The organism is Bifidobacterium eulemuris (assembly GCF_014898155.1).
In the GTDB taxonomy this organism is placed as follows: Bacteria; Actinomycetota; Actinomycetes; order Actinomycetales; family Bifidobacteriaceae; genus Bifidobacterium; species Bifidobacterium eulemuris.
In genome coordinates this window covers 1,169,847-1,192,424 of the sequence record NZ_CP062938.1, presented here as the reverse complement: position 1 = coordinate 1,192,424, position 22,578 = coordinate 1,169,847, and the positions used below count along the sequence as shown (strand labels likewise).

The following is a 22,578-nucleotide window of genomic DNA, read 5'->3' as shown; positions in this document are numbered from 1 at the left end:
TCCGGCCGACGGCGATATGCGCGGCGTTGCGTTGATGAAACGTTTGGCCCGCGGACTTACCCTAGAAAACAAACCCCAATCCAAAGGAGGACCATGATGACCACACCTATGACCGCGTTCACCACTGACCTGCAGCATTCCGGCATGCCGGCCAAGGATCTGGACGAGACCATTGAGTTCTACACCACCAAGCTCGGCTTCGAACTGGCCGGCCTGTTCAAGAACGGCGAGAACCGCTGCGCCTTCCTGCGCTACGGGCATCTGACCATCGAAACCTGGGAGGGCGATCCCGCGCCGATGACCACGGGCGCGATCAACCACTGGGCCTTCGATACGCCGGATATCGAAGCCGCGTTCGAGAACGCGAAGGCGCTGGGATTGGACTTCAAAGACACCGAGATCCAGTCCATCCCCACGTTCTGGGATAACGGCATCCGCTATTTCAACGTCTACGGCCCCAACGGCGAGACCATCGAATTCTGTCAGATCGTGTGAGGCAGGAGATCCCTCGACTGCGCTCCGCTCTGCTCCGCTCGGGATGACGAGGGATCGTAGCGTTCGATTTGAGGGCTAAAAAGGCTTGGCTCTGATATGGAGCCAAGCCTTTTTCGTTGCAGTCCATCATTGTTTCATCCGATTGGAGATGGGGCTGCGACGATGATTGGCGCAGGCGTGGTGATGAGTCCGACGGTGCATCAAATATATTGGACGCCGGCGGACATGGTACGGGTCTGTTGGTTATGTAAGATAAGTGCAAATCTTCCTATTTTTTGCAAATTGCGGTTGAGTCGCGGACAATGAGTTCTGGTTGGTGTGAAATGGTCTCGTGCCGGGCGGAAAGCATTTTGTCCTGCATCATCGCGAACAGGCTTCGGACCATAGACTGGCATATGGCGGATACGGGTTGACGAACGGTGGTGAGCGCGGGGGAGGTCTGTGCGGCGAGTAACGAATCGTCGAATCCCGTTACTGAAATATCTTTGGGCACCTGCAACCCCATGTCCTTTGCCGCTTGTATGGCTCCCAGCGCCAGTTGATCGCTGGCGCACGCAATGGCTGTGGCTCCTTGGTCGATGAGCTGACGGGCTTTTTCCTTGCCTGATTCCACACCGTAGGTGGTCCATGCGGTGAGGTCTTCGCTGTGGGGGATTTCATGTTGGAGGAAAAAACGCTCAGACGCTTGGTACATGGCGATGGTGGGGTAGTGATTATGATCGCCGAGAAGCACGCCTATGTTGGTATGACCTAGATTGATCAGGTGCTTTAACGCCATGGTCATCGCTGAGGTATGGTCGGTCTCCACGTAGAAGCCGTTGATGTCATGGGCTGATTCGTTGAGGAAGACTAGGGGGATTCCTCGGTCTACCAAAGACTGGTAGATGCTGTGGTCGCTGGAGTTGGTGTCAAAATTTCCGGCAAGCAGAATCGCCCCTTGGATGGGCTGCGTTTGCAACATATTGATGAGTGAGGCTTCGGACGTGCCGGAAAAAGCGTAAGTGCAGAGAATCGGTAATGCCCGTTGCTGCGTCAGCAGGGTGCTGAGTGTGTTGACGAACTGCGGAAAAATCGGATTTGATAAATCCGGGGTTATGAGGGCGATGAGTTGAGTGCTGTCGTGCCGGGCGGTGTTGGTCGGCACTCCAAGCAATTCTGCCAGTTTCAGGATAGCCTCCCTTGTTTCGTTTGAAACTCCGGGTTTTCCGTTCATTACGCGAGAGACTGTCGCTTGGCTGACTCCGGCTTTTTGTGCGATATCTGCGAGGGTGGCGGGCATGGTTTCCTCCTATTACGTTTGTAAGTATCTGATAATTTCAACAATTATGCAAATTTTGATAGAAAGGGAAACGCAAGATTTGCGTAAATAATTCATCAATGTTACGCTATGGATGTCGATGTGGAACATCTCATCGACGGAGAATGACGGAATCAAAGGAGATGGAAGCGATGAGCGAGAAGCGATCGATAGTCACGGTCAGTGCCATTATCTGTGCTACGGCGATGCTTTTGTCTGGATGCGGTGCCGGTAATCAGAACACCGCTTCTGATGGCAAGCCAATCGTTGTTGTGCAGGTGGTCAAGGACGCCCGTGCCAAGAAGATGGCGGATATGGAGTGGACGCAGGATCTGGAAGCGGCGTGCGATTGCCATATCACTTGGCAGGAAACCGTCAGTTCATCATGGGACCAGCAGAAAAAAGCTGCTCTGGCGGCGGAAGAAGTCGCCGATGTGACTATTAGCGGCTTTGGTGCCGGTGACATGGCCGAGTACGGCAGCCTATTCCTGGACCTGACCGATGAGTTGGACAATATGCCCAATCTTAAGAAATTGTTTGAGGCTGAGCCCTACGCGCAAGCCGTGTCCACCACGGCTGATGGGAAGATCCTCGGCACTCCGGCAGTGGGGCGCAGCATCACCGCGCGTACCAGCAATCATATGTTCATCAACAAGCAGTGGCTTGATACGCTGGGACTGCAGGTGCCTACCACATGGGACGAGCTGGAGGAGGTGCTTGTAGCGTTCAAGACGCAGGATCCCAATGGCAATGGGCAGGCGGACGAGATTCCGCTGGACTTCAATTCTCCGGGCACTGGCGGATTCGGTCTGTTCCAGCCCAACGTGCTGTTGGCCAGCATGGGCATTGTCGTAGGTAACGGTCCTCTTGGAATGTACGTCGAGGATGGCATCGTCAAAAATTACCTGACCGATGACCGGTATAAGGACCTTATTGTATATCTGAACCGTTTGTGGGAGGACGGTGTCATCTCCTCTGAGGCGTTCACCCATGATTGGTCAAAATACACTTCCACAGCCAAGGGCGAGGAAGGTACGGCTAAAGTAGGGGTGACCTGGATGTGGACCCCATCGGATATCTTCGGCACGGAGCTTGCCGACCAGTACATTACGATTCCCTCATTGAAGGCCGAAGATGGACAGAGCGAGACTCCAGTATGGTCCTACAATGGCGATGATCTGGCGTATCAGGCGGATCGCGCGGTGGTATCCGCCAAAGTGTCCAACAAAGAAGCCGCGTTGAAGGTCGTCGATGCGTTCTATAGTCCGGATATTTCCATTCAGGCACGTTACGGATCCTTCGATACCTGCGTGAAGAAGAACGGGGCGGCTGACTATACGGTGCTGGATCCGGCCGATTCCACTAAGAATGCCTCAGATTGGCAGTTCACCAATTCTTTGGCGGATGGTGCCCCTGGATGGATTGGTGGTGATATGAAGCTTGAATTGCCGGAGCAGCTTACGGAGTACCGTGCCGCCGATGCGACATATGATGGCGATTTTGAGAATGTCGACTTCAATAACGATGTGTTCTATGCCAATATGCCGATGACCATGGATCAGTCCCGTACCGTCAGCGCGAACAACACGGGCATCACGCAAGGCGCGATGAGCAAGTTCGCGCAATGGGTCACCAAAGGCGGCGTGGATGACGAATGGGACGAATACGTTGCGAGCCTGCAGAAGAATAACCTCGACGAGAATATCGAGGTGTACCAGCAGGTGTACGACTCCTTCAAGAAGACGATGGCCGGCACCGGCGTCGATTTAAACAGTCTTAATAACGAGTGAATCAACGGTCGTCGCTTATGGCGGATGCGCGGGGAGGAACCGGTTTCGCGCATCCGTCATGAGCGCTGTATTCCAAGGAATTATTATGACCTCTCAACAACGTATGCTTATTCCCGACGACATTCATACCAATGGCGCGACGCCGAATCCGTGGTGGTCGAACGCGGTGGTGTATCAGATCTATCCGCGTTCGTTCCAGGACACGAACGGCGACGGCTTCGGCGATCTGAAGGGCATCACCTCCCGTCTGGACTATCTGGCCGATCTGGGTGTGGATGTGCTGTGGCTTTCCCCGGTGTACAAGTCCCCGCAGGATGACAACGGCTATGACATCTCCGACTATCAGGACATCGACCCGCTGTTCGGCACGCTCGAGGATATGGACGAGCTGCTTGCCGAGGCGCACAAGCGGGGGCTCAAGATCGTGATGGATCTGGTGGTGAACCACACCTCCGACGAGCACGCATGGTTCGAGGCGTCCAAAGACAAGAACGATCCGCATGCCGACTGGTATTGGTGGCGTCCGGCCAAGCCCGGCCACGAGCCCGGCACGCCGGGGGCGGAGCCGAACGAGTGGGGAGGCACGTTTGGCGGTTCGGCGTGGGAGTATAGCCCCGAGCGCGGCGAATACTATCTGCATACTTTTTCGAAGAAGCAGCCCGATCTCAATTGGGAGAATCCGGCCGTGCGCCGCGCCGTGTACGACATGATGAACTGGTGGATGGATCGCGGCGTCGACGGCTTCCGCATGGATGTGATCACCTTGATCTCCAAGCATGTGGACGCGAACGGTGAACTGCCGGGCGTTGCAGGCTCCCTGTCTGACGATCTGCCGGTGGGCGAGGAGGGCTATTCCAGTCCTTGGCCGTTCAGTATGGATGGTCCGCGTCTGGATGAGTTCCTGGCTGAGATGCGCCGCGAGGTGTTCGAGGGGCGCGAGGGCTTCCTGACTGTGGGCGAGGCGCAAGGAGTGACTCCTGAACGCAACGAGCACATCACCGATCCGGACAACGGCGAGTTGGACATGCTGTTTCTGTTCGATCATATCGGTATCGATCAGCCAGCGGGTAAATGGGATATGACGGAACTTGAGTTGCATAAACTCAAGCGGTCAATGGTCCAACAGCAGAAATCCGTGGCACAGCGCGGCTGGTCCAGTCTGTTTTTTAACAATCATGACCAGCCTCGCTCGGTCTCCCGATGGGGTGACGACTCCAACGAGGAAATGCGTGTCGCTTCAGCCAAGGCGTTGGCCATGTTGCTGCATTTACATCGTGGCACCCCGTATATCTATCAAGGTGAAGAGTTGGGGATGACGAATGCGCATTTCGCATCACTCGACCAATATCGGGATTTGGAATCTTTGAACGCGTTCGACCAGCGTGTGAATAAAGCGAAAATCCAAGATGCTGCTTCGATGATGTGTGCCCTCGCCAAGGCCAGCCGGGATAACTCCCGCACTCCCATGCAGTGGGACGCATCCGAATACGCGGGATTCACCATGCCCGATGCGGCGGTGGAGCCGTGGATCAGTGTGAATCCAAACCATGCCGAAATCAATGCGGCCGCCGAATTCGACGATCCGGATTCCGTGTACGGCTTCTACAAGAAGCTTATCGCCATGAGACATAACGATTCGGTGGTGGCGGCGGGTTCCTTCCACCTTCTTGATGAAGAGGATGCGTATGTCTACTCCTTTACCCGAACGTTGGACGCCACCACACTGCTCGTGGTGATAAACGTGTCATCTCGGATGTCGTGCATCCCGAGCCAGACCGCTGCCGCTTTAGACAAAGTCTCAGCTGAAGATATCGTGCTGACTGGCACGAATGCCGAAGCCATCATCCGCCAAATCCAATCCGGAACGCTGATGCCGTGGTCGGCGTTCGCTGTCGAATTCGCATCCTAAGGAGGATGTCATGTCTGCAACCATGAAAACAGGAGAAGCCGTTCATCACCACCATGAATCTCGCGCTCGGTCCAAGTCCATCCTCAGAGGGCTTGCCGAACATATCCGCCTGTATTGGCAGCTGTGGGCCATGGTTCTGCCGGCCATTGTTTTCGTAGTGATTTTCGCCTATGTGCCAATGTATGGCATTCAGTTGGCTTTTCGCGAATATGAAATCGGCAAGGGACTTACCGGCGGGGAATTCGTCGGCCTGAAGTATTTCATCCGTTTCTTCCAGGATCCGCTGTTCACGGAAATCATCATCAATACGTTCCGCATCAGTCTGTGGACGCTGGCCACCGGGTTCGTGGCACCCATCATCCTCGCCTTATTGATTAATCAAATCGGTAATGCGAAAATCAAGGGCTTCGTGCAAACCATCACCTACATGCCTCATTTCATCTCCACAGTGGTCATGGTATCGATGATCAACATTTTTCTGGCTCCCGGCAATGGTTTGCTTGGCCGCTTCTTCGGTGACACCTCGCTTATGGGTGAGACTGGTGCGTTTACTCCCATCTACTGGATTTCTGAGGTCTGGCAACATATGGGGTGGAACTGCATTATCTATCTGGCGGCGCTTTCCTCTGTGGATTTGGCGCTTTACGAGGCTGCGAAAATCGACGGTGCCGGTCGGCTGCAGCTCATTCGATATGTGGATATCCCTACGATTATGCCGACGGTTGGTGTGCTGCTGATCATGAACATGGGATCGGTGCTGGGTGTTGGCTTCGAAAAAGTGTGGCTTATGCAAAATACGCTGAATATCACCGCTTCCGAGGTCATCTCCACATACACCTATCGCATCGGTATTCTCGACAATCAATTCTCCTATTCCACGGCCATTGGCCTATTCAATTCCGTGGTGAATTTCTTCTTCCTGATCATTGCCAACATGATCGCCAAGAAGACCAGCGACACTAGCATCTTCTGAAAGGATGAACACCATGAGTTCACAAGCCTCCGTGCAAGATCGTCCTCGTTCCGAAAGCATTCCTTTTAACCCTCGCGTGCGTCAAAAGAAAACAATGTCCGACTGGATTGTCGACGGCGTTATCGCGGTGATCGTCGTCGCCATCGTACTGGTGATTATCTATCCTCTCTGGTTTATCGTCATCGCATCGTTCTCCGATCCGACTGATGTGGCGACCGGAAATGTCACATTACTGCCTAAAGGCTTCAGCTTCGATGCCTATGCGACGATACTTGCCGACAGTCGAATCTGGACGGGATACGCCAACACCATCCTGTACACCGTGGTCGGCACGGTTGTGAACCTCCTGGTCACTATCCCGGCGGCGTTTGCATGTGCCCGCAAGGAATTCAAACCAAGACGCGTGCTGATGCTCCTGTTCACCTTCACCATGTTCTTCGGCGGAGGCTTGGTGCCGAGCTATCTGTTGATGAAACAGCTGAACCTTTTGGATTCGATGTGGGTGTTCATCCTGCCGGGTGCTTTCGGCGTATACAACATGATCATCGCACGTTCCTTCTTCGAAAGCTCCATCCCGGAGGAACTTCGTGATGCCGCCCGTGTGGATGGCGTCAGCTATTTTGGGTTCTTCGTGAAGATAGTGCTGCCGTTGTCAAGCGCCATTATCGCGGTTATCGGCTTGTACTGTTTCGTAGGTCACTGGAATGATTATTTCACCGGTTTGATTTATATTCGCACGCAAGACAAGCAGCCGTTGCAGGTGGTGTTGCAGAATATTCTGCTCGCCAATCAGACGGACCAAGGGGCGGCGGGCATGTCCGCGGCGCAATCGCAGAATCTGGGCGATCAGATCAAGTTTGGTATCATTCTGGTCTCCACTTTGCCGCTGCTTATCATCTACCCGTTCCTGCAAAAATATTTCAATAAGGGCGTTATGATCGGCGCTGTCAAGGGCTGACAGCTGGCCATTCGAATAGGAGCAAACACATGGTTGATGCACGACAGTTTTCGCTGCGCTCGCAAGGTATTCAGCCCCATATGGATACGCGAGCGGTTATCCAAGGGGAACATTGGCGTATTGGTCTGATCACCGACGCGCTGGTGCGATTCGAATGGTCGGACAGCGGCGTGTTTGTGGATGACGCCACGCAGATGACAATGGTGCGAGATTTCAACGAAGTGCCGCAATATACGGTGCAGGATCGCGACGGATGGTTGGAGATTGACACCGCATCCGTGCATATCTCGTACAATCGCGGTCCTTTCAGCAAAGAGGGCCTGTATGCCACGGTCAAACAGGTGCCCTCTGGTAACAACACTTGGCATTACGGTGATGAGCAGCGGGGAAATCTTGGCGGAACCGCTCGCACATTGGACAACGCCAACGGGCGTATTCCTCTAGAAGTGGGCGTCAACAGTCGGGATGGCTGGGCCATTATCGATGACTCTGACGCGAATCTCATTCGCGAGGTGCCAGCCGTCCACGGTGCACCCAACCCATTCGGCACTTGGGTGGTTCCCAAAGATACACATACGACGGATATCTATCTGTTCGCCTATGGGCATCGTTACCGTGAAGCGGTTCGTGATTTTATGCGATTAACGGGTGCAACGCCGCTACTGCCTCGTTTCGCATTCGGCAATTGGTGGAGTCGTTTTCACCGGTATACCGAGAGCGAATATTGCGCTTTGATCGAGCGATTTGAGAGTGAACGGATTCCATTTACCACAGCCGTAATCGATATGGATTGGCATCTGGTCGACGATGTGGATCGGCAATACGGAACCGGTTGGACCGGATACACGTGGAACCGGAACTTCTTCCCTAATCCGCGGCGTTTCCTTGCTTGGTTGCATGAGCATGGAATGCGCGTCACATTGAACATACATCCGAAAGACGGTATCAGAGCGTATGAGGATCAGTATGAGACCATGGCCCAAGCCATGGGCATTGATCCATCCACAGGAGAAGCGGTCCAATTCGATCTGACGAGTCCACGCTTCATGGAAGCCTATTTCGACAGACTCCATCATCCGTTGGAAGACGAGGGTGTCGATTTTTGGTGGATTGATTGGCAGCAAGGTGGTGTGACCCGTCAGCCGGGACTCGATCCGTTGTGGGGCTTGAACCACCTGCACTATCTGGAGTCGGCAAGACAGGACGGCTCATCCTATGCGGAACGAAACCGTCGACCTCTCACTTTTTCCCGCTATGCGGGGCCTGGATCGCATCGCTATCCAATTGGTTTCTCTGGCGACACCCATATGACTTGGGAATCATTGCGCTTCCAGCCGGAATTCACAGCCACCGCTGCGAATATTGGGTATGGATGGTGGAGTCATGATATCGGCGGTCATATGCTCGGTTATCGAGATGAGGAGCTTGAGGCTCGCTGGTATCAGCTGGGGACATTCAGCCCCATCAATCGTCTACACTCGACGGATTCGCCATTCTCAGGCAAGGAGCCTTGGAACTTCCGTCTCGAAACAGAGTCGGCGATGGTGCATGCGTTGCGTCTTCGTCATGCGTTGATTCCATATCTGTACACTATGAATTGGCGTTCCGCCCGGGATTCGGAACCATTGGTGCAGCCGCTGTATTGGCATTATCCTCAGCTGGATGAAGCCTACCAGTTCCCGGACGAGTTCCTGTTTGGCAGCGAGTTGTTGGTCGCACCTATCGTTACGCCGGGTGAACGGTGCGTGCAAATGGGCAAGGCCGATGTGTGGCTGCCGCAGGGCATGTGGTTCGACTTCTTCACCGGTCGTCATTATGTGTCTGAACCTGTCTCTGGTAGAAGGATGGAGGTTTGGCGTCCACTCGATGGCATGCCGGTATTCGTCCATGCTGGCGCGATCGTGCCGTTGCAAACGGAATCCGAGCCGTTGAATTCGGTGATGAACCCGCAATCGCTGCAAATCATGTTGTTTCCCGGAGCCGATGGGTCGTTCACCATGATTGAGGATGATGGTGCCGAAGAAAAAGTTGCGATTACGGCCTGTACCACCTTCACTTTCGATGAGAGGCGATCCGAACTCGTCATCGGTGCGGTGAAGACGGAGAAACCACAGGTCGTCCCCCAAACAAGGCAATGGACCGTAACCGTTCGTGGCGTGGCCGATTGTTTGGATGAAGATTCAGTGACTGTGCGTATGGACGGTGGAGAACCTTTCGCAGTTGAGGCTTCGTACGATCCAGCGACGTTGGCCATAACGATTGCATTGCCAGAGCTTCCTGTCGATAGAGCCATCACCGTGGAGTTTCCAGGCAGACTCGGTATTGCGCAAAATCCGACTGAACGGGACATCTACACGATATTCCGCGATGCGCAGATTTCTGATGATGCGAAGCGAAAGTCCTATGGCATGGTGTGTGAATTGGGCGTGAACGCACACGCGGCGTTGAACACCATTAATCCGCCTTTGCCTACGCCGGTTATTCATGCTGTGGATGAGGTACTTGCGCGAGGCTACTCGCCGCAGATCTCGTCGATATAGGTTTGGACGAAGCGTAGGGCTGCGCCGATGATGTTCTGGTCATCGGCGCAGCTGCTTTTGCGCAGCTCGAAACGCTCCGAGGCGAAGGGGCTGAGCGCGTCCACGCGGCGTTTGAGGTCGATGATGTCCGCGTCGTCAAGATACTGCGCCGCCTCGCCGCCGATGATGATGTCGCCGGCGAGCACGGCGCGGATATTCGCCACCGCCTGCGCCACATTGCCCAGCCATTCGTCGAAGCGCTCGCGATGATCGCGTTCGCCCTGTTCCAGCACGCTGAAGAAGCCCGGCAGGCTTTCGCCGTCCTCCATCAGCGTCTCCGGCGAGCAGTAGACGTCCATGCATCCGCGCTGCCCGCAATAGCATTCCTCGCCGCCGGGCACGAGGCGCATATGTTCGATGGTGCCGTTGCATTGGTTCGGCCCCTGGTAGAGTTGCCCGCCCACGATCACCGCGCCGCCCGGCCGGCGTTCCAGATACACGCAGACCGCGTCGGTGATGGTGGAATCGAACCATAGCTCGGCCATGGCGGAGGCGTCCGAGTCGTGGATCATCAGCGCGGGATAGTCCACTCCCTGCGCCAGCGTTTCCAGCGTCAGTCCGGTGTTTCCCACGATATTGCCGAAGGTGATGGTCCGTCCGTCGGGTGAGACGATGCCTTGGATGGAGAAGGCGACGCCGAGAATGGCGCTGCCCTGTTTGGACACGGCGTCGGCGAATTCGGTGACCATCGCGCCGAGTTTGCGATAGTAGGCGTCGCTGTCGCGGTATTGGGTGGTTTTGTGTCTGCGGGCGATGACGTTGCCGCGCAGGTCCACGGCGCACATGGTGATGCCTCCGGCGCAGGCGGCCACGCCGATGGCGGCGTGGGATGTGGGGGAGAACTCGTAGGTCTGCGCCTTGCGTCCGCCGGTGGATTCCTGCGGTGTGCCGCGAACGATCAGCCCCTCCTGCTCCAAGGCCCGCAGGTTGGCGGTGATGGTCGGCAGACTGAGTTCCAGCTCGCGTTCCAGCGTCTGCTTGGTGACGTCGTGGTGCCGGTAGAGGTAGTCGGTGATGGCGCGGCGGTTCTGTTCCTTCAGCGCGGCGACGGATGCTGTCTTCATTGTCGGCTCCTTGATCCCATGCCTATGCCGTATTTCGACGATATCTGGCATCACTTTATCAAAAGTGTTTGCCAAATGTGCTGATGAAACGGCGAATGCCGCTGTTTGGCTGACTGTGGTGGTGATATAAGAAACGGCGTGATGGCAACGGTTTTGCGGGGTGTAGCGCCTGACTTTTATAAAATGACTTCAAAGAATTATTTTGTGTGGAAAAACTTATGGAAAATAAATTTCAAGAAGTTTGTCCGAAGTGATGTTCGATTTCGCACATAAAAGCGGACAAAATCACTCAAATGGTAGAAAATAGTCGATTAAATCGCAAAAAAGAACAAAAGAAGAACATAAATAGCACAGAAAATACCGTGAAGTGTGCAACACGGCAAATGTGCAAAAGCGGCTGCTCTCCGGTAACCTGTGACTTGGGTCACAGATAGGTTCTGCGACAACACACCACCCTTTGCGACATCCTAGATCGAGGAGGACCGAAAGTGGCAGAAGCAAAGAAGAACATCGAGGCTACCAAGCCGAGCCCCGAAGAGAAGCAGGCCGCGGCCGAGGCCGAGGTCGACGCTCTCGTCAAGAAGGGCCTGAAGGCCCTTGAGGAGTTCGAGAAGCTGGATCAGGAGCAGGTCGACCGCATCGTCGCCAAGGCTTCGATCGCCGCTTTGAACAAGCATCTCGTGCTGGCGAAGATGGCCGTCGACGAGACCGGCCGCGGTCTTGTGGAAGACAAGGCCACCAAGAACATCTTCGCGTGCGAGCACGTCACCAACTACCTGGCCGGGCAGAAGACCGTCGGCATCATCCGCGAAGACGACGTCATGGGCATCGACGAGATCGCCGAGCCCGTGGGCGTGGTCGCGGGCGTGACCCCGGTCACCAACCCGACCTCCACCGCGATCTTCAAGTCGCTGATCGCCCTGAAGACCCGCTGTCCGATCGTGTTCGGCTTCCACCCCTTCGCCCAGAAGTGCTCCTCCGAGGCCGCGCGCATCGTGCGTGACGCGGCCGTCGAGGCCGGCGCTCCCGCGGACTGCATCCAGTGGATCGAGCATCCCTCCATCGAAGCGACCGGCGCGCTGATGAAGCACCCCGGCATCGCCACCATCCTGGCCACCGGCGGCCCGGGCATGGTCAAGGCCGCGTACTCCTCCGGCAAGCCCGCCCTCGGCGTGGGCGCCGGCAACGCCCCGGCCTACGTCGACGCGGACGTGGACATCGTGCGCGCCGCGAACGACCTGATCCTCTCCAAGCATTTCGACTACGGCATGATCTGCGCCACCGAGCAGGCCATCATCGCCCACAAGGACGTCTACGCGCCGCTGGTCAAGGAACTCAAGCGCCGTAAGGCCTACTTCGTGAACGACGAGGAGAAGGCCAAGCTCGAGCAGTTCATGTTCGGCTGCACCGCCTTCTCCGGCAACAAGCCGGTCCTCAACTCCAAGGTGCCGGGCAAGTCCCCGCAGTGGATCGCCCGCCAGTCCGGCTTCGAGATCCCGGCCGACGCGACCATTCTGGCCGCCGAATGCAAGGAAGTCGGCGAGAACGAGCCCCTGACCATGGAGAAGCTCGGCCCCGTGCAGGCCGTGCTCAAGGCCAAGGACAAGGACGAGGCCTTCGTGATGTGCGAGCAGATGCTCGTGCACGGCGCCGGCCACACCGCCGCCATCCACACCAACAACCAGGATCTGGTGCGTGAGTATGGCCTCAGGATGCACGCCTGCCGCATCATCTGGAACTCCCCGAGCTCCCTGGGTGGCGTGGGCGACATCTACAACGCGGTCGCCCCGTCCCTGACCCTGGGCTGCGGCTCCTACGGCGGCAACAGCGTGTCCGGCAACGTGCAGGCCGTGAATCTCATCAACGTCAAGCGCATCGCTCGGAGGAACAACAACATGCAGTGGTTCAAGATCCCGCCGAAGACCTACTTCGAGCCGAACTCCGTCAAGTACCTGCGCGACATGTACGGCATCGAGAAGGCCGTCATCGTGTGCGACAAGGTGATGGAGCAGCTCGGTATCGTCGATAAGATCATCGACCAGCTGCGCGCCCGCGCCAACCGCGTCACCTTCCGCATCATCGACTACGTCGAGCCGGAGCCCTCGGTCGAGACCGTCGAGAAGGGCGCCGAGATGATGCGCGAGGAGTTCGAGCCCGACACGATCATCGCGGTCGGCGGCGGCTCCCCGATGGACGCGGCCAAGATCATGTGGCTGCTCTACGAGCACCCGGAAATCTCCTTCTCCGACGTGCGCGAGAAGTTCTTCGACATCCGCAAGCGCGCGTTCAAGATCCCGCCGCTGGGCAAGAAGGCCAAGCTCGTGTGCATCCCGACCTCGTCGGGCACCGGCTCCGAGGTGACCCCGTTCGCCGTGATCTCCGACCACAAGACCGGCTACAAGTACCCGATCACCGATTACGCGCTGACCCCGTCGGTCGCCATCGTCGATCCGGTGCTGGCCCGCACCCAGCCGCGCCGCCTCGCCTCCGACGCCGGCTTCGACGCCCTGACCCACTCGATGGAAGCCTACGTGTCCGTGTACGCGAACGACTTCACCGATGGCATGGCGCTGCACGCGGCCAAGCTCATCTGGGACAACCTGGCCGAATCCGTCAACGGCGAGCCCGGTGAGGACAAGACCCGCGCCCAGGAGAAGATGCACAACGCCGCCACCATGGCCGGTATGGCCTTCGGCTCCGCGTTCCTCGGCATGTGCCACGGCATGAGCCACACCATCGGCGCGCTGTGCCACATCGCCCACGGCCGCACCAACTCCATCCTGCTGCCGTACGTGATCCGTTACAACGGATCCGTTCCGGAGGAGCCCACCTCCTGGCCGAAGTACAACAAGTACATCGCCCCGGAGCGCTACCAGGACATCGCCCGCAACCTCGGCATCGACCCGGGCAAGACCCCGGCCGAAGCCGTCGAGAACCTGGCGAAGGCCGTCGAGGACTACCGCGACAACAAGCTCGGCATGAACAAGAGCTTCCAGGACTGCGGTGTGGACGAGGACTACTTCTGGAGCGTGCTCGACCAGATCGGCATGCGCGCCTACGAGGACCAGTGCGCCCCCGCGAACCCGCGCATCCCGCAGATCGAGGACATGAAGGACATCGCCATCGCCGCCTACTACGGCGTCAGCCAGGCCGAAGGCCACAAGCTGCGCGTCGAGCGCGAAGGCGAAGCCGCCACGGAGGAAGCCTCCGAGCGGTGATGACGCCTTGGCGTTGAACTGATATAAGGACCCGGCTCCGTATGGAGTCGGGTCCTTTTGCGTATGCATATATATAGGTATGGGCAGCATTGCGTGATGAGGTGGAACAGTTTTGTTATAAGGATGGCTCCGGCGGGTGAAAAGCCCACTGGGCTTTTCACTGATCCGCCTCGCGTCGCCGCGATATGCATTCCCCGAAGGGGAATGCGCGCGGCGACACGCCCATATCCCTTAATCCGTACCTGATGCTTTAATTGAGAAGTTGCCTGTTTTGGGCTCGCATATTGGAATCAAAAAAGCGAGCGCGGACCAAGAATAACCACCAGTGGTTCTTGGAGGCCGCGCACTGATGACGGATGACCGCCAGTGGACGTATGTCCAAAGGAGGCCATGCGCGCCGGTGCCCTTAACGAAGCAGGATTGGTAAACAGTACACGAATCGCTAGAAAGGGCGGACGGCAATGGCGGGACAGAAAATCCGCATCAGGCTTAAGTCCTATGACCACGAGGTCATCGACCAATCGGCGAAGAAGATCGTCGAAACGGTGACGAACGCGGGCGCAACTGTTGTTGGCCCCGTTCCGCTGCCGACCGAGAAGAACGTTTTCTGTGTTATCCGTTCTCCTCACAAGTACAAGGATTCTCGCGAGCATTTCGAGATGCGCACGCACAAGCGCCTCATCGACATCGTGGACCCGACCCCCAAGGCCGTGGATTCCCTGATGCACATTGATCTGCCCGCGGATGTCAACATCGAGATCAAGCTGTAAGGGGAGGAGGAACCGCTATGTCGCAACGAGCAGATCGTAAGGCGCTGCTGGGCAAGAAGCTCGGCATGTCCCAGGTGTGGGATGAGAACGGCTTCTTCGTTCCCGTCACCCTGATCGACGTGTCCACCAACGTGGTCACCGCCATCAAGACCGATGAGACCGACGGTTACACCGCGGTGCAGATCGGCTATGGCGCGATCGACCCGACCAAGGTGACCAAGCCGCTGGCTGGCCACTTCGCCAAGGCTGGCGTCACCCCGCGCCGTCACCTCGTTGAGGTGCGCGAGGACAACGCCACCGAGTATGAGGTGGGCCAGGAGCTGACCGCCGAAGTGTTCGACGAGGGCACCGAGGTCGATATCACCGGCACCACCAAGGGCAAGGGCTTCGCCGGCACCATCAAGCGCTGGGGCTTCAAGTCCTACCGCCGTACCCACGGTTCGCACAAGAACGAACGTCGTCCCGGCTCCGTCGGCGCCTGCGCCACCCCGGGTCGCATTCTCAAGGGCAAGAAGATGGCCGGCCGTATGGGCCACGTCACCTCCACCGTGCAGAACCTCACCATCGTTTCCGCGGATGTTGAGAACGGTGTTATCGCTGTCAAGGGCGCCGTTCCCGGCCCCAAGGGCGGTATCGTTCTCGTCCGTTCGGCAGTGAAGGGAGCCTGATAGATCATGGCAAACGTTACTCTGAACGTCACCGACGCCAAGGGCAAGGCCTCCGGCACCGTTGAGGCGCCGGCCGAGCTGTTCGGCATCTCCGCCGAGGACATCCAGTCCCACGTGCCGCTGGTGCACCAGGTCGTCGTGGCCCAGCTGGCCGCGGCCCGTCAGGGCACCCACTCCACCAAGACCCGCGCCAATGTTTCCGGCGGCGGCAAGAAGCCGTGGAAGCAGAAGGGCACCGGTCGCGCCCGTCAGGGTTCGACCCGCGCTCCGCAGTGGTACCACGGTGGCGTCGTGTTCGGCCCGCACCCGCGCAAGTACGACCAGCGCACCCCGAAGAAGATGAAGGCCGCGGCCCTGCGCTACGTCCTCTCCGATCGCGCCAACGCCGGTCGCATCGCCGTCGTGGACTTCGGCATCACCGAGCCGTCCACCAAGGCCGCCGTCGCCGCGCTGACCCCGATCACCGAGAACAAGTTCACCACGGTGGTCTTCACTCGTGACAACATCAACGAGTGGCTGTCCGTGCGCAACATCCCGACCGTTCACCCGATTTTCGTTGATCAGCTCAATACGTACGACGTGGTCACCGCGCAGTACGTGGTCTTCACGAAGGAAGCCCTCGAGGCTTTCGTCGCCGCCAAGACCGAGCCGAAGGAGGCCTGATTTAGATGGTCGCTATTCACAAGCCCGCGTACGACGTGATTCTTAAGCCCGTCGTCTCCGAGAAGAGCTACGCCGCTTCCGACCAGGGACAGTACACCTTCGTGGTGGCCCCGGACGCGAACAAGGTGCAGATCAAGCAGGCAATCGAAGAGATCTTCAAGGTCAAGGTGACGAAGGTCAACACCCTCAACCGCGCCGGCAAGCGTCAGCGCACCCGCACCGGTTTCGGCCAGCGCGCTTCCCAGAAGCGTGCGATCGTGACCGTCGCCGAGGGCCAGACCATCGACATCTTTGGTAACTGAAGGCTAGCCGAGAAAGTCAAAGGAAGAACTACATTATGGCTATCCGCGTTTATAAGCCGACGACTGCAGGCCGCCGCAACGCGTCCGTCTCGGATTTCTCCGAGCTCACGCGTTCCACGCCTGAGAAGTCGCTGGTTCGCAAGCTGTCCAAGACCGGCGGTCGCAACTCCTACGGCCGTATGACCTCCCGCCATCGCGGCGGCGGTCACAAGCGCCAGTACCGTCTCATCGACTTCAAGCGTTGGGACAAGGACGGCGTGCCCGCCAAGGTCGCCGAGATCGAATACGATCCGAACCGCTCCGCCCGTATCGCCCTCCTGCACTACGCCGATGGCGAGAAGCGCTACATCATCGCGCCGAAGGGCATCAAGCAGGGCGACGTCATCGAGACCGGCGCCCAGGCCGACATCAAGCCGGGCAACAACCTGCCGCTGCGCAACATCCCGACCGGTACCGTCGTGCACGCGATCGAGCTCCGCCCGCTGGGTGGCGCCAAGATCGCCCGCTCCGCCGGCACCTCCGTGCAGCTCGTCGCCAAGGACGGAAACCTCGCCCAGCTGCGTATGCCGTCCGGCGAAATCCGCAACGTCGACGCGCGCTGCCGCGCCACCGTCGGTGAGGTCGGCAACGAAGAGCACGCCAACGTGCAGCTCGGCAAGGCCGGTCGCGCCCGTTGGATGGGCAAGCGCCCGATCACCCGTGGTGAGTCCATGAACCCGGTCGACCACCCGCACGGCGGTCGTACCCGCGGCGGCAAGCCGCCGGTCTCCCCGTGGGGCAAGGGCGAAGTCCGCACTCGTCGTCCGAAGAAGGCTTCGAACAAGATGATTGTTCGTCGTCGTCCGAATGGCAAGAACCGCAAGTAAGGGAGTATCGAGAAGATGACTCGTAGCATCAAGAAGGGCCCCTTCGTCGACGCCCACTTGCAGAAGAAAGTCGACGATCAGAACGAGAAGGGCACGCACAACGTCATCAAGACGTGGTCGCGCCGTTCGATGATCACCCCGGACTTCATCGGACACACCTTCGCTGTTCATGACGGCCGCAAGCATGTTCCGGTGTTCGTCACCGAATCCATGGTTGGCCACAAGCTCGGTGAGTTCGCCCCCACGAAGACCTTCAAGGGTCACGTGAAGGACGACAAGAAGTCCCGCCGCTAAAGGAGAGAATGACACATGGAAGCTAAAGCAATTGCTCGTCACGTCCGCGTGACGCCGCGCAAGGCTCGCCGCATGGTCGACCTCATCCGAGGCAAGCAGGCGACCGAAGCCGTTACCATCCTCAAGTTCGCCCCCCAGTCCGCGGCCCTGCCGGTCCGCAAGGTTCTGGAGAGCGCCATCGCCAACGCCCGCGTCAAGGCCGAAAGGGCCGGCGAGCCGTTCCGCGAGAACGATCTGGTCATCAAGGAGACCTACGTCGATGAGGGCGTGACCATGAAGCGCTTCCGCGCTCGCGCCCAGGGCCGTGCCGCTCGTATCAACAAGCGCACCTCCCACATCACGGTCGTCGTCGCTAACAAGGAAGGAGCCCGCTAAAGATGGGTCAGAAGATCAATCCGTTTGGCTACCGTCTGGGCATCACCGAAAACCACCGCTCCAAGTGGTTCTCTGACTCCAACAAGGTCGGCGAGCGTTATCGCGACTTCGTCCTTGAGGACGATCAGATCCGCAAGGAGATGAGCAAGGATCTCGAGCGTGCGGGCGTGTCCCGTATCGTCATCGAGCGCACCCGTGACCGCGTCCGCGTCGACATTCACACCGCCCGTCCGGGCATCGTGATCGGCCGTCGTGGCGCCGAGGCCGAGCGCGTCCGCGCGAAGCTGGAGAAGATCACCGGCAAGCAGGTCCAGCTCAACATCTTCGAGGTGAAGAACGCCGCTCTCGACGCCCAGCTTGTCGCTCAGGGCATCGCCGAGCAGCTGACCAACCGCGTGACCTTCCGTCGCGCCATGCGCAAGGCCCAGCAGGATGCCATGCACGCCGGCGCCAAGGGTATCCGCATCAAGCTCTCCGGCCGTCTCGGCGGCGCGGAAATGAGCCGTTCCGAGTTCTATCGCGAAGGCCGCGTTCCGCTGCAGACCCTCCGCGCCCTGATCGACTATGGCTTCTTCGAGGCCAAGACCACCTACGGCCGTATCGGCGTGAAGGTGTGGATCTACAAGGGCGATATGACCGAGGCTGAGTTCGAGGAGCAGCAGGCCCAGCAGAACAACCGTCCCGGCCGTCGCGGCGATCGCCGTCCGCGCCGTGGCAACCGTCCCGCCGCCCAGCAGCAGGCCGCCGCCGAAGCCCCCAAGGCCGAAGCCGCCGCCGAGGCTCCCCAGGCAGCAGAAACGAAGGAGTGAGCAAGAATGCTTATCCCAAAGAGGACTAAGTACCGCAAGCAGCATCGCCCCACCCGTTTTGGCATGTCCAAGGGTGGCAACGAGATCAATTTCGGTGATTTCGGTATCCAGGCGCTCGCCCCGGCCTACGTGACGAACCGCCAGATCGAGGCCGCTCGTATCGCCATGACCCGCTACATCAAGCGTGGTGGCCGCGTGTGGATCACGGTCTTCCCGGATCGTCCGTTGACCAAGAAGCCGCTCGGCACCCGAATGGGTTCCGGTAAGGGCACGCCCGAATTCTGGATCGCCAACGTCCGTCCCGGTCGCGTCATGTTCGAGATCGGCGGCGTGTCCGAGGAAGTCGCTCGCGAGGCCCTGCGCCGCGCCATCGACAAGCTCCCCATGAAGTGCCGTGTTATTGCGCGTGAAGGTGGTGACATCTGATGGCAGTCGGAACCGCTGAATACTCCATCAAGAATCTCAACGAGAAGACCAACGAGGAGATCGAGGGCTTCCTGAAGAAGTCCAAGGAAGAGCTGTTCAACCTGCGCTTCCAGCATGCGACCGGTCAGCTCGAGAACACCGCTCGTCTCAAGGCCGTCAAGCACGACATCGCCCGCATGTACACCGTGCTGCGCGAACGCGAGCTTGGCATCAGCCAGGAGCCGGCCGCAACGGAAACTAAGGAGAAGTGATCATGGCGCAAGAGCGTAACTTCCGCAAGGTTCGTCGCGGCTACGTCGTGTCCGACGCTATGGACAAGACGATCGCTGTCGAGCTCGAAAAGCGTTCGACCCACCCGCTGTACGGCAAGGTCGTCCGCACCACCAAGAAGGTCAAGGTCCATGATGAACACAACGAGGCGAAAATTGGCGACCTCGTGAGTATTATGGAGACTCGGCCTCTGAGCAAGACCAAGCGCTGGCGTCTCGAAAGCATCATCGAGCGCGCCAAGTAACATAAGTTCGGCAAGGCTCCGCGCACACCGGGCACGGTGGTTCCCTTACGGGATCGCCGTTCCCGGTGTGCGGGGAGAACCAGCTCGGCTAAGGAGAATCAATGATTCAGCAGGAAACGCGGCTTCATGTCGCCGACAACACGGGTGCCAAGGAAATCCTGGCCATCCGAGTGCTCGGCGGATCGAAGCGACGCTATGCCGGCATCGGCGACATCATCGTCGCCTCCGTCAAGGACGCCATTCCTGGCGGGTCGGTCAAGAAGGGCGACGTGGTTAAGGCCGTCGTCGTCCGTACCGTTAAGGAGCACCGTCGTGCCGACGGCTCCTACATCAAGTTCGACGAGAACGCCGCCGTCATTCTCGGCTCCGGCCGTGAACCGAAGGGCACTCGTATCTTCGGACCGGTTGGTCGTGAACTGCGCGACAAGCGCTTCATGAAGATCGTGTCCCTCGCCCCGGAGGTGATCTGACATGGTAGCCAAGATCAAGAGCGGCGACCTGGTGAAGGTCATCCGCGGTAAGGACCGCGGCAAGGAAGGCACCGTGACCCGTGTGCTCTCCAACGACCGACTGATCGTCGAAGGCGTGCAGATCGTCAAGAAGCACGTGCGCGCCACCCAGCAGGGCCAGCAGTCCGGCATCGTCTCCACCGAGGCGCCGATCCATCGCTCCAACGTGATGGTCATCGACCCGGAGACCAAGCAGCCGACCCGCGTGGGCGTGAACGTTAAGGAAGAGGCGCGTGACGGCAAGGTCAAGACCGTGCGCGTGCGCGTCGCCAAGAAGTCCGGAAAGGAGCTGGCATGACCGATACCACCGCTATCGAAGCGCCGGCAACTCCGCGCTTGAAGGTGCAGTACAAGGAAGAGATCGCCCCCGCGCTCACCAAGGAGTTCAACCACTCCAACCCGATGCAGGTGGCTCGTGTCGAGAAGGTCGTCGTCTCCATGGGCGTCGGCGCCGCGGCTCGTGACTCCAAGCTCATCGAGGGCGCCGTCAAGGATCTCACCCTGATCACCGGCCAGAAGCCGAAGATCACCAAGGCCAAGAAGTCCGTCGCGCAGTTCCATCTGCGTGAGGGCCAGGCCATCGGCGCGTACGTCACCCTGCGTGGCGACCGCATGTGGGAGTTCCTCGACCGTCTGCTGACCCTCGCGCTGCCCCGCATCCGCGACTTCCGCGGCATCAACGGTCACCAGTTCGATGGCCAGGGCAACTACAACTTTGGTCTCACCGAGCAGTCCATGTTCCACGAGATCGATCCCGATTCGATCGATCACCAGCGCGGTATGGACATCACCGTGGTGACCTCCACCAAGGACGACAAGGAAGCTTACTCGCTGCTGAAGCACCTTGGCTTCCCCTTCAAGGAGAACTGATATGGCAAAAACCGCTCTGAAGAACAAGGCGTCCGCTAAGCCGAAGTTCGCTGTGCGCGCCTACACGCGCTGCCAGGTCTGCGGTCGTCCCCACTCCGTCTACCGCAAGTTCGGCCTGTGCCGCATCTGCCTTCGCGAGAAGGCCCATCGCGGCGAGCTGCCCGGAGTTACGAAGTCCAGTTGGTAAACATCGACGCTGAAGGTCCGTGGCCCGGCTCTCACACGAGGGCGGGGCGGCGGAAACCACGGCGAGAAAGGGCGTGAAGCCCACAATGACAATGACAGATCCGATTGCAGACATGCTTACGCGTCTGCGTAACGCGAGCGCGGCAAAGCACGAGACCGTGGATATGCCGTACTCCAAGTTCAAGGCGAACATCGCTGAGATCCTCAAGCGCGAAGGCTTCATCAAGGACTTCGCCGCCAAGGAGGCGAAGGTCGGCCAGACTCTTGAGGTCACCCTCAAGTACGGTCCGAACGGCGAGCGTTCCATCCAGGGCATCAAGCGCATCTCGAAGCCGGGCCTCCGCCGCTACGCGAAGTCCGACTCCCTGCCGATGCCGCTCGGTGGCCTCGGCATCGCCATCATCTCGACTTCCTCGGGATTGCTGACTCAGAAGGAATGCCTCGACCGGGGCATTGGCGGCGAAATCGTCGCCTACGTGTGGTGAGAAAGGAGAGCTAGATCATGGCATCGCATATTGGTAAGCTCCCCGTCGCCATCCCGGCCGGCGTGGAAGTCAAGATCGACGGTCAGAACTTCGAGGCCAAGGGCCCGAAGGGCACCGCCACCTACGAGGTTCCCGAAGGCATCACCGCCTCCGTCGAAGGCACCGACATCGTGCTGACCCCCGCCGATGACCTGCGCCCGACCCGTGCCAAGCACGGTCTGGCCCGTTCCATCATGGCCGGCATGGTCAAGGGCGTGCACGAAGGCTACGCCAAGACCCTCGACATCGTCGGCACCGGTTACCGCGCCGTCGTCAAGGGCAAGGGCATCGAGTTCTTCCTCGGCTACTCCCACACCATCACGGTGAATCCGCCGGAAGGCATCGAGTTCGAAGTGCCGAACCCCAACCAGGTGATCGTCAAGGGCACCGACAAGCAGGCCGTTGGCCAGGTGGCTGCGAACATCCGCAAGCTGCGCGCTCCCGAACCCTACAAGGGCAAGGGCGTCAAGTACGCCGACGAGCGTATCCTGCGCAAGGCTGGAAAGGCTGGTAAGTGAT

General features: G+C 58.7%; 26 protein-coding genes. 24 read left to right on the top strand and 2 right to left on the bottom strand.

All coding sequences use genetic code 11. From position 1 onward, the window contains the following. Positions 1-96: 96 nt before the first annotated feature. Complete coding sequence (locus BE0216_RS05370) at positions 97-495, top strand: VOC family protein (protein WP_094637421.1); 399 nt, start codon at positions 97-99, stop codon at positions 493-495. Positions 496-763: 268 nt separating this feature from the next. Here the strand turns inward: BE0216_RS05370 and BE0216_RS05365 are convergent, their stop codons facing one another. Then, positions 764-1,774, bottom strand: a complete 1,011-nt coding sequence (locus tag BE0216_RS05365; RefSeq protein ID WP_094637320.1) for a LacI family DNA-binding transcriptional regulator — start codon at positions 1,772-1,774, stop codon at positions 764-766. 170 nt (positions 1,775-1,944) lie between these two features. On the opposite strand from BE0216_RS05365, the gene BE0216_RS05360 reads away from it, so the two are divergent. The 5 genes from BE0216_RS05360 to BE0216_RS05340 all read left to right on the top strand — a co-directional run bounded on the left by BE0216_RS05360 (position 1,945) and on the right by BE0216_RS05340 (position 9,962). Further along, entirely contained in the window at positions 1,945-3,582 is a 1,638-nt protein-coding gene (locus tag BE0216_RS05360; protein WP_094637319.1) for a type 2 periplasmic-binding domain-containing protein, read from the top strand. 85 nt (positions 3,583-3,667) lie between these two features. Further along, on the top strand, positions 3,668-5,491 hold the full coding sequence (locus BE0216_RS05355) for a glycoside hydrolase family 13 protein (RefSeq protein ID WP_094637318.1): 1,824 nt from the start codon (positions 3,668-3,670) through the stop codon (positions 5,489-5,491). A 10-nt stretch (positions 5,492-5,501) separates the two neighbouring features. Then, entirely contained in the window at positions 5,502-6,464 is a 963-nt protein-coding gene (locus BE0216_RS05350) for an ABC transporter permease (RefSeq protein WP_094637317.1), read from the top strand. 13 nt (positions 6,465-6,477) lie between these two features. Continuing rightward, entirely contained in the window at positions 6,478-7,422 is a 945-nt protein-coding gene (locus BE0216_RS05345; RefSeq protein ID WP_094637316.1) for a carbohydrate ABC transporter permease, read from the top strand. A gap of 29 nt (positions 7,423-7,451) precedes the next feature. After that, positions 7,452-9,962 carry a glycoside hydrolase family 31 protein gene (locus BE0216_RS05340; protein ID WP_094637315.1) on the top strand — a complete coding sequence of 837 codons (2,511 nt, stop codon included), beginning with the start codon at positions 7,452-7,454 and terminating at the stop codon, positions 9,960-9,962. Here BE0216_RS05340 and BE0216_RS05335 read toward each other — a convergent pair. After that, positions 9,935-11,065 (bottom strand): ROK family transcriptional regulator, encoded by a 1,131-nt coding sequence (locus BE0216_RS05335; protein ID WP_094637314.1) that lies wholly within the window; start codon positions 11,063-11,065, stop codon positions 9,935-9,937. The two genes, BE0216_RS05340 and BE0216_RS05335, sit on opposite strands and share 28 nt — an antisense overlap. Positions 11,066-11,553: 488 nt before the next feature. Here BE0216_RS05335 and adhE point away from each other — a divergent pair, with 488 nt between their 5' ends. The 18 genes from adhE to rplF all read left to right on the top strand — a co-directional run bounded on the left by adhE (position 11,554) and on the right by rplF (position 22,577). After that, positions 11,554-14,283, top strand: coding sequence for a bifunctional acetaldehyde-CoA/alcohol dehydrogenase (adhE, locus tag BE0216_RS05330; RefSeq protein WP_094637313.1), 2,730 nt, complete (start codon positions 11,554-11,556; stop codon positions 14,281-14,283). Positions 14,284-14,744: 461 nt separating this feature from the next. Further along, positions 14,745-15,053, top strand: a complete 309-nt coding sequence (rpsJ, locus tag BE0216_RS05325) for a 30S ribosomal protein S10 (RefSeq protein ID WP_003827292.1) — start codon at positions 14,745-14,747, stop codon at positions 15,051-15,053. Positions 15,054-15,070: 17 nt separating this feature from the next. Beyond that, complete coding sequence (gene rplC / locus BE0216_RS05320) at positions 15,071-15,721, top strand: 50S ribosomal protein L3 (RefSeq protein WP_072724839.1); 651 nt, start codon at positions 15,071-15,073, stop codon at positions 15,719-15,721. Positions 15,722-15,727: 6 nt separating this feature from the next. Then, entirely contained in the window at positions 15,728-16,384 is a 657-nt protein-coding gene (gene rplD / locus BE0216_RS05315) for a 50S ribosomal protein L4 (RefSeq protein ID WP_072724841.1), read from the top strand. Positions 16,385-16,389: 5 nt separating this feature from the next. Continuing rightward, on the top strand, positions 16,390-16,686 hold the full coding sequence (gene rplW / locus BE0216_RS05310; RefSeq protein WP_094637312.1) for a 50S ribosomal protein L23: 297 nt from the start codon (positions 16,390-16,392) through the stop codon (positions 16,684-16,686). Positions 16,687-16,721: 35 nt separating this feature from the next. Next, entirely contained in the window at positions 16,722-17,552 is an 831-nt protein-coding gene (rplB, locus tag BE0216_RS05305; RefSeq protein ID WP_094637311.1) for a 50S ribosomal protein L2, read from the top strand. Between the two features lie 15 nt (positions 17,553-17,567). Continuing rightward, a complete protein-coding gene (gene rpsS, locus BE0216_RS05300; RefSeq protein ID WP_072724847.1) occupies positions 17,568-17,846 on the top strand; it encodes a 30S ribosomal protein S19 in 279 nt (92 codons plus the stop codon). Positions 17,847-17,861: 15 nt separating this feature from the next. Next, positions 17,862-18,221, top strand: coding sequence for a 50S ribosomal protein L22 (gene rplV / locus BE0216_RS05295; RefSeq protein WP_072724849.1), 360 nt, complete (start codon positions 17,862-17,864; stop codon positions 18,219-18,221). 2 nt (positions 18,222-18,223) lie between these two features. Beyond that, a complete protein-coding gene (gene rpsC / locus BE0216_RS05290) occupies positions 18,224-19,030 on the top strand; it encodes a 30S ribosomal protein S3 (protein WP_094637310.1) in 807 nt (268 codons plus the stop codon). 6 nt (positions 19,031-19,036) lie between these two features. Beyond that, positions 19,037-19,456, top strand: coding sequence for a 50S ribosomal protein L16 (gene rplP / locus BE0216_RS05285; protein WP_072724853.1), 420 nt, complete (start codon positions 19,037-19,039; stop codon positions 19,454-19,456). Further along, a complete protein-coding gene (gene rpmC, locus BE0216_RS05280; RefSeq protein ID WP_072724855.1) occupies positions 19,456-19,707 on the top strand; it encodes a 50S ribosomal protein L29 in 252 nt (83 codons plus the stop codon). Before rplP ends, rpmC begins: the two co-directional genes overlap by 1 nt. Before the next feature lie 2 nt (positions 19,708-19,709). Beyond that, complete coding sequence (gene rpsQ, locus BE0216_RS05275; RefSeq protein ID WP_072724857.1) at positions 19,710-19,970, top strand: 30S ribosomal protein S17; 261 nt, start codon at positions 19,710-19,712, stop codon at positions 19,968-19,970. 101 nt (positions 19,971-20,071) lie between these two features. Beyond that, positions 20,072-20,440, top strand: a complete 369-nt coding sequence (rplN, locus tag BE0216_RS05270) for a 50S ribosomal protein L14 (RefSeq protein WP_072724859.1) — start codon at positions 20,072-20,074, stop codon at positions 20,438-20,440. Between the two features lies 1 nt (position 20,441). After that, positions 20,442-20,777 (top strand): 50S ribosomal protein L24, encoded by a 336-nt coding sequence (rplX, locus tag BE0216_RS05265; protein WP_072724861.1) that lies wholly within the window; start codon positions 20,442-20,444, stop codon positions 20,775-20,777. After that, positions 20,774-21,349, top strand: coding sequence for a 50S ribosomal protein L5 (gene rplE / locus BE0216_RS05260; protein ID WP_094637309.1), 576 nt, complete (start codon positions 20,774-20,776; stop codon positions 21,347-21,349). Before rplX ends, rplE begins: the two co-directional genes overlap by 4 nt. A 1-nt stretch (position 21,350) precedes the next feature. Next, the gene (locus BE0216_RS05255; RefSeq protein ID WP_094637308.1) at positions 21,351-21,536 is read left to right on the top strand and encodes a type Z 30S ribosomal protein S14; all 186 of its coding nucleotides are present in this window, start codon (positions 21,351-21,353) and stop codon (positions 21,534-21,536) included. Positions 21,537-21,621: 85 nt separating this feature from the next. Next, entirely contained in the window at positions 21,622-22,020 is a 399-nt protein-coding gene (rpsH, locus tag BE0216_RS05250) for a 30S ribosomal protein S8 (RefSeq protein ID WP_072724867.1), read from the top strand. A 17-nt stretch (positions 22,021-22,037) separates the two neighbouring features. Beyond that, entirely contained in the window at positions 22,038-22,577 is a 540-nt protein-coding gene (gene rplF, locus BE0216_RS05245) for a 50S ribosomal protein L6 (protein ID WP_094637307.1), read from the top strand. Position 22,578 lies beyond the last annotated feature (1 nt).